This is a genomic window from Paenibacillus vortex V453 (genome assembly GCF_000193415.1).
Lineage (GTDB): Bacteria > Bacillota > Bacilli > Paenibacillales > Paenibacillaceae > Paenibacillus_AQ > Paenibacillus_AQ glucanolyticus.
In genome coordinates, this window is sequence record NZ_ADHJ01000026.1 from 1 (window position 1) to 4,696 (window position 4,696).

A 4,696-nucleotide genomic window follows, 5' to 3' on the forward strand; every position below is an offset into this window, starting at 1 on the left:
AAACAGAATCATCCAATATACTCACCCACCCACTTTGGTAATTGTATCATCAATGGGAATTCGTCAGTCACGGTCTCAATCCTTCTTTTTATTCACAAACCTGCCCGTTAGCCTAAAGGGAATCTCTATCAGTTCAGTGCAATTTCAGAAAGAAAACAAAAAAACCGCAATTTAAGCGACTCTTTTCTGATATTATGCTCTACTGTAATATCCATTAACAAAAAAATTTAGATCATATATGGCCTAAAGTCAAAGATCGCTTAATAAAATCAATGGCTTCATTTTTAAATACAACTCACGATGAATCACTGAATGCACGTTCATTTCTTTACTATGTAGATGGAAGGTTGGTCAGTTATGTAGGTGTGGTGCACAAAACTATTAAGCATGGCGGGCAGCTATTCTACATAGCTGGACTTAGCTGTGTGGCGACTGACCCCGAATATCATGGCCAAGGATTTGGTTTGCGTACAGTCGCTGCAGCTACTCGATGGATCGAAGAGCATGGCAATACGGGTATTGGAATATTTACGTGCAAACCGTCTTTGGCCTATTTTTATGAACGTGCTGGTGCTTGGCAGGTCGCTCCGGAAGTAAAGCTTATCGGTAGTTGCGATGAAGGCGCCTTATCCAGCGATTCCTTACAGGTTGTCGTATTGATTCGTCTGTTTTCAACAAAAGCCCGAAACTATGATCCGATGCTGCGCCATACAACGATCGATCTAGATCTTCCAGTAGGCGAATTCCTATAGTTAGTGCATAGAAAAGTATCCGATCTTCATAAAAAGATCCCCCGATGAAGCATATTCATAAGCTGGAAATGCTTGTACCAGTAAAGCTCGGCTGTTGAGCTTCGCCTGTACAGAACCACCACTCTGCACTTCAGTTGAGTAAAAGCAGCCAATCATATAGATCGGCTGCCTTCTTGTTTTTATTGAGCTATAGTTAGTTTCCCAGTAGTTTAATGATTAATTTTCATAACAAGAGGGCTCATTTCTTTCAGTGTAGCAAGCCCCCACTTATCTACGAGCTTACAATAACTATCGGAGTCATGCATTTGTAGGCCACATGGACGATCGTCATGGGCCAAGCTACCTTGAGCATTTCCCATTCATTGATATGTTTACCGATTGATATTATGCATAATTGCGCTGTAAAGAAAATCTGCTAAATCCTCATTGCCATATTGATTAAAGTAGCTTTTGAATCGTGCATCGAATTTGTAGGTATGGGCAATGCAAGCCAATAACTCTGCATCGCATGTCATGAAATGCATTAGATTTTCTTTCCACTCTTCGATTAATCGCTGCACTTCATCTGTGGAAGGATCTTGATCGACACAAGACGCAATTTTTTTATATATTTCTTCCATATCGGAAAAACGTTTCTCTTTTTCATCTACTGATAAATTTTCCAACGTTTCATTATACACTTTGTACGCCTTTGTTTCTCCATAAATGAATCTTGCCTCATTGGCATACTGTTCTTTCAATGGCAAAACGGTAGAACTGTTGAAGATTTGCAAATGACTAATGTCATTCCCCGAAACGTATTCATCTAGAGCTACCATGATGGTTTCTAGTCTTTGTTTTTTCGATAATAAGTTTTGACTTTGCTTCTTTAATATTTGTTTCTGTTCTTGCCTGTTCAGCTTTAAAATGTCCGCAATTTCTTTCAAGGAAAAATCCATTTCCTTTAAGAATAAAATGGTTTGAAGTTTTTCCAAACTGCTTCGATCGTATAGGCGATACCCTTTTTCCGTCAGATGTGTCGGTTTAAATAAATCGATTCTATCGTAATAATGCAAGGTACGAGCTGTAATGCCTGTGATCTGAACAATATCTTTAACCGCTAATAATGGTTTCTTCATCCCAAAATCCTTTTACTTCGTCTAGTATTTGAGCAGCAGGCGTTATAGTTGCCTCATAGATCGTTCTTCCTGTTTTCCTTAAGTAATACTGGATTAAATAATATCCGCAAGCGTAGCCGGCGCTGTACGGCATATTGACCGGTTTAAAGTTCTGAAGTTCTGCGAGCTCGTCACCGTAAAGATACGGGGCCAATTGATCAAACCCCGTTAATTGCAACTGCTCTCGGAGCACGGGCTTAATGTGCCAGTTAAGTGTTTCTGCGTTTGTTTTCGTTACCCAAGGACCGAGCCATTCTCCTCCAAACATGGACGTAGCAAAGTTTTCAGCTAATCCTTCACTTACGATAAGCTCGCCCAAATTAACGGTATGATCCCACTGAATAAATTGATATCGCACATTATGGTTGCACTCGTGCGCCAGCGCAACCTTCATTCGAGGAATCGTGTACTCATTTGGCAAGAGTGTACCCCAGATAAACCCGGGAATGCCCCCAAAGCCGCTATATCCTTCGTTTATTGTTAAGGCACGGTTGCCCGGATTCCCTAATTGAATGGTAAACAGATATTCAGAAACGGGGAGATTTATTTCATGCTCTATAAATAGATGTAGGCTTTTCCTCACAGCGCGCTCACACTCTAACCAAAAAGAATCTGACGAAATCAACTCTACCTCAGGTGAAATTTGCGGGGTAATCTGATCAGGGGATCGATGCATTATACTATTAAACGTGACAACGTCAAAACCATTCGCTTCTTCAGCTCTAAAAGGGATTTGTTGAATTTGCCATTGTTTCATAAAAGGAGCCATCATTTCGTTTCTGAATAATTCAAGTTTTTCCTCGGGTAAAGCTTGGGCAACTTTTTGATAAATGTGGTCTGAACGCAATGTTGTTATGTTCATAATTCTCACTCCTAGTCGTTTATAGTGAGAATTATGCACTATGACCTGACGTCAAAGTCAAGAACTTTGGATCAAAATTAATTTACATGTTCTTAAAACTAACTATCCTGCCCGTTAGTTTAATGAAAGGGCGTTACCGTCGTCGATGAAATCATGTCGGGAATCAAGAACAATCCCTCGAAAGAACTTATACAACAATCTTTTTAATTTTTAGTGGAATCTTCAACGTTACATGAACCTTAATCTGAACACCTATTCTCAGATAGTGAAACCCCATGCTCCTTCACAAAATTCGCATCCTCCTCACTTAACTCCTCTCCGACCTCATAACGAGAACTAATTTCATCCATTTTTTCTCGAATTTGAAGATCAGATAATTCTACTTCAGGCGCTGTAAATTCCATACCAAATCCACTAAAAATAAGCCCCACAAGTATTGCTGTCAAAGCTAGCCTTATGATTTTCTTTAACAAAATAAGTCCTCCCTTGTATTAATTGTGGTTCTAACAATAGAAACACTTGAACAATAGAAAAGTCATACAAAATATTCAAAAACTTGCCCGTTATCTTCATGTAATTGCATGATAAAATAGCTAATCGGTAATTATGGCATTCCATACAAGTTCTTGTCATGGTCTTTTGACAAGAACTTGATAACATAAATATAAAAAGCCGCTTAATCAGCGACTTCAAATGTTACAATGTTTTTGTCACCCTACTATTATTTTTCTATTCTAACTCATAGTAGGTTATGCTTTAATAACTTCAACCTTTTTATCCCCTGCTGTCTTCGCTACCTCTAACGTTGTTTTACCTTGGGTGGCGACTACCACGCCAGTAGCCAGCATAGAGACGATTAAAGCTGCGCTCAGGGCTGTGAGAATTTTCTTCTGGACCATAATAACCATACCTCCGATATCTATTATGTAATAAGCGGCTCAAGAGCCGAGGAAGACTACATGACTGTGAAAAAGAGATAATCCAACCTAAATTTAGATGGTGTCCATCACCCAACACTATGTTCCGTTAATCAATATCAGTTATTACTTAGACTTCACTAATTAATAACAATATTTCACTTTTTTGTGGGGTAATCCACCTGGTGATTGTATTATAACGTACTGACAATGATTGTAAAAGGATTTTTCCTTGTGTTCAAATATCACGGATGATCTAATTCCGCTCCCAATAGAACCCTCCCCTCTATAACCACGTTATGCTTTTACTTCTTCCACTGCATGTTGACGAATCTGAAAAACGTGATCACACAAAATATTGATATCTTCCTGGTTATGGCTCGTTAAAATTATAGTTCTACCCTCATCCTTGAATCTTAAAAGCAATTGCCGTATCGAATGGACACTATCGATGTCTAAGGCATTAAATGGTTCATCCAAGATCAAAACGTCTTGATTTTCCATAATCGCCTGAGCCAGCGCAAGCTTCTGCTTCATCCCTAGTGAGTAGTTTTTCACCTTTTGTTTAGTCTCAGGGTCGAGACCTACAAGAGTCATTGCCTGCCTGATCTCCTGATCACTGATCAATTGCTGAATTCTAGCCAGTCTCTTTAAATTTTCAAAACCTGTTATTCCACTAATGTATCCAGGACGATCAATCACAATGCCAAAGTTTTTGGGGAACATGGATTGTTTATCCCGATAGGCGGGATTAATTATAATTTCTCCTGCATCGGGACGTATGAACCCACAAATCATTTTGAACAAAACGGATTTGCCAGATCCATTATGACCGATAATTCCGTAAATTTTCCCTTTTTCAAACTGGACGGTTGTATTCTCAAAAAGTTGAATACCTTTAAAGGATTTACTCACGTTTTTAATATGAATTAGCGTCATAAGAGACTCCTTTACTAAAATGAAATTTTTCGTTTTCTAAACGAGCATTTTGCATTAATCTGAGTCCTT

6 protein-coding genes are annotated in these 4,696 nt (G+C 38.8%); 1 reads left to right on the plus strand and 5 read right to left on the minus strand.

Annotated features, from left to right (window positions below; genetic code table 11):
• Positions 1 to 272: 272 nt before the first annotated feature.
• Positions 273 to 752, plus strand: a complete 480-nt coding sequence (locus PVOR_RS16815) for a GNAT family N-acetyltransferase (protein ID WP_138917794.1) — start codon at positions 273 to 275, stop codon at positions 750 to 752.
• A 371-nt stretch (positions 753 to 1,123) separates the two neighbouring features.
• Here PVOR_RS16815 and PVOR_RS16820 read toward each other — a convergent pair whose 3' ends face one another.
• From PVOR_RS16820 to PVOR_RS16835, 5 genes are all read right to left on the minus strand, one after another.
• Entirely contained in the window at positions 1,124 to 1,870 is a 747-nt protein-coding gene (locus PVOR_RS16820; RefSeq protein ID WP_006210597.1) for a MerR family transcriptional regulator, read from the minus strand.
• Positions 1,845 to 2,771: a DUF2268 domain-containing protein gene (locus PVOR_RS16825; RefSeq protein WP_006210598.1), complete on the minus strand. Its 927-nt coding sequence runs from the start codon at positions 2,769 to 2,771 to the stop codon at positions 1,845 to 1,847. Before PVOR_RS16825 ends, PVOR_RS16820 begins: the two co-directional genes overlap by 26 nt.
• 239 nt (positions 2,772 to 3,010) lie before the next feature.
• A complete protein-coding gene (locus tag PVOR_RS16830; RefSeq protein WP_006210599.1) occupies positions 3,011 to 3,244 on the minus strand; it encodes a hypothetical protein in 234 nt (77 codons plus the stop codon).
• Positions 3,245 to 3,520: 276 nt separating this feature from the next.
• Positions 3,521 to 3,670 carry a hypothetical protein gene (locus tag PVOR_RS31045; protein ID WP_006210600.1) on the minus strand — a complete coding sequence of 50 codons (150 nt, stop codon included), beginning with the start codon at positions 3,668 to 3,670 and terminating at the stop codon, positions 3,521 to 3,523.
• A 315-nt stretch (positions 3,671 to 3,985) separates the two neighbouring features.
• Positions 3,986 to 4,627 carry an ABC transporter ATP-binding protein gene (locus PVOR_RS16835; RefSeq protein ID WP_006210601.1) on the minus strand — a complete coding sequence of 214 codons (642 nt, stop codon included), beginning with the start codon at positions 4,625 to 4,627 and terminating at the stop codon, positions 3,986 to 3,988.
• Positions 4,628 to 4,696: the final 69 nt, after the last annotated feature.

What these genes read in the sequence shown, in the direction of transcription:
- PVOR_RS16815 (WP_138917794.1), top strand. Translation starts at nt 273, where the DNA reads ATGGCTTCATTTTTAAATACAACTCACGATGAATCACTGAATGCACGT.
- PVOR_RS16820 (WP_006210597.1), bottom strand. Translation starts at nt 1,870, where the DNA reads ATGAAGAAACCATTATTAGCGGTTAAAGATATTGTTCAGATCACAGGC.
- PVOR_RS16825 (WP_006210598.1), bottom strand. Translation starts at nt 2,771, where the DNA reads ATGAACATAACAACATTGCGTTCAGACCACATTTATCAAAAAGTTGCC.
- PVOR_RS31045 (WP_006210600.1), bottom strand. Translation starts at nt 3,670, where the DNA reads ATGGTCCAGAAGAAAATTCTCACAGCCCTGAGCGCAGCTTTAATCGTC.
- PVOR_RS16835 (WP_006210601.1), bottom strand. Translation starts at nt 4,627, where the DNA reads ATGACGCTAATTCATATTAAAAACGTGAGTAAATCCTTTAAAGGTATT.